The 1,913-nt window shown below is 53.1% G+C and carries 2 protein-coding genes and 1 pseudogene; all 3 read left to right on the plus strand.

Annotated elements, in window-relative coordinates:
• A partial coding sequence (locus GTGU_RS23035; protein WP_038163272.1) for a baseplate J/gp47 family protein occupies positions 1-965 on the plus strand: 965 nt, incomplete at its 5' end.
• Positions 962-1,642: a baseplate wedge 1 family protein gene (locus GTGU_RS23040; protein WP_038163274.1), complete on the plus strand. Its 681-nt coding sequence runs from the start codon at positions 962-964 to the stop codon at positions 1,640-1,642. The genes GTGU_RS23035 and GTGU_RS23040, both read left to right, overlap by 4 nt.
• A pseudogene (locus tag GTGU_RS23045) lies at positions 1,642-1,913 on the plus strand (phage tail protein); the annotation flags it as partial. The gene GTGU_RS23040 and the pseudogene GTGU_RS23045, both read left to right, overlap by 1 nt.

Genomic DNA, 1,913 nt, shown 5'->3' on the forward strand with positions numbered 1-1,913 from the left:
CGACGGCGTTCGGTTCCGGTTTGAGCAACAACGTGAAAATCAACGGAATCGCCCGCAAAGGCGAGACGAATTCAACGGTGGATCTGGAGCTGGTCGGTACAGCAGGAACGCAGATCACAAACGGTTCGGTTAAAGATGACAATAACGTTATCTGGAACCTTCCGGTCACTGTAGTTATTGGCGTTGATGGCACCGTGACGGTAACAGCGACTTGCGCAAATAGTGGCGCTGTGGCGGCACAGGCTGGCGCCATTACCACGATTAACACACCTACCCGCGGATGGGTGTCGGTAACCAACCCGGCTTCGGCTACTGTCGGTTCTCCAGCCGAAACCGACGCAGAACTGCGCATACGGCAGGGGCAGAGTGTCGCGCTACCATCAATCACACCGTTTGAGGGTGTCGACGGTGCAATCGCGAATGTTGCTGGCGTGACACGGCACAAGCTCTACGAGAATGACACTGGTTCTGTTGACGCTAACGGACTTCCTCCGCATTCAATTTCGGCAATTGTTGACGGCGGAGACGTTACCGAAATCGCTCAGACCATCAGGGGTAGTAAAGGGCAGGGTACCGCAACCTACGGAACGACATCCGTCACGGTTCCGGATACCTACGGTAACCCGCATGTGATTAGTTTTTCACGTTCTACTGACGTTCCGGTATTCGGGAGCATAACACTGAAAGCCTTCACGGGTTACACCTCCCAAATTGGGGCACAAATTCAGCAGGCCGTGGCGGACTACATCAACGGGCTGAAGATCGGCGAGTCAGTACTGTTGAGCCGGATTTATTCACCGGCGAACCTTGGCGTAGTCAGCGGAGGAAGCGCACGTTATTACGACATTCAGGAATTGCTGATTGGAATTGCGCCTGATGCGCTGGTGGCGGAAAACATCGTAATAGCGTATGACGCCGCGGCATCCTGCCAGCCGGAGAATATCGTTATCACGGTGGTCGCATGAGCAAATATACCGATCTGATTACTAACTATCACGCGACGAAACAAAAGTTCTTCGATCACATCGACTTGTCTACGCTACCGTTCATCGATGTTTCTGCCGCTATGTCCGGGCTAATCACTGCTTTTGACATTGATGAGGCTGTCGGCGTACAGCTCGACATCCTTGGCTTGTGGATCGGACGCAGCCGGGTAGTGAGCCAGCCTATAAGCGGCGTTTATTTCAGTTGGGATACTGATGGGCTCGGATATGATCATGGGATCTGGCAGGGACCATTTGATCCTGATGATGGCTATACGACTCTGAGCGATGATACCTATCGCGTCATTCTGAAAGCGAAGATCGCTATCAACAACTGGGACGGTCGCAATGATTCGCTGCCGCCTATCCTCGATGCTGCGACGGCCGGCTCCGGCCTGCGTATGCAGATTGTCGACAACCAGGACATGACGATATCCGTCTGGGTGTTCCCGGAAACGGATATTGCTGATGTCTCTCTCGAACTGATAGCCGCTATCAGACAGGGCTATCTGACTGTAAAAGCCGCTGGTGTATGGGCTGGTGACGTTCAGACGCCATCAATAGAAACACCATCTGCGGGGACTAAATTTTTTGGGTTCGATCTGGATAACGAATACATCGGCGGGTTCGATGTTGGAGCATGGGAGAAAAAACTGTAATGGCTACAAACGATTTTAAACCGTTCGCCACTGGTGCCGGCGCTAACGTGACATCTCAGGCGGACTGGGAATCCCTTCCGGCGCTGCCGACTGGGTTCACGGCCGGGAAGGCGTCCAGTGCGCAGGTCAATAAAGCATTGCGCCAGCCATCAACGATCGCGGCAATGGTAGGGCAGTTTATTGCCAATGCGAATCTCGATGCGCTGGACAATGGTGATCTTGATACGCTGGTGGAAAACTTCACAAATTCGCTTATCGCAAACCTTGGTTT

It is taken from the genome of Trabulsiella guamensis ATCC 49490 (genome assembly GCF_000734965.1).
Lineage (GTDB): Bacteria > Pseudomonadota > Gammaproteobacteria > Enterobacterales > Enterobacteriaceae > Trabulsiella > Trabulsiella guamensis.

Excerpts from the sequence above, each read along its gene's own strand:
- GTGU_RS23040 (WP_038163274.1), top strand. The coding sequence starts at position 962 with ATGAGCAAATATACCGATCTGATTACTAACTATCACGCGACGAAACAA.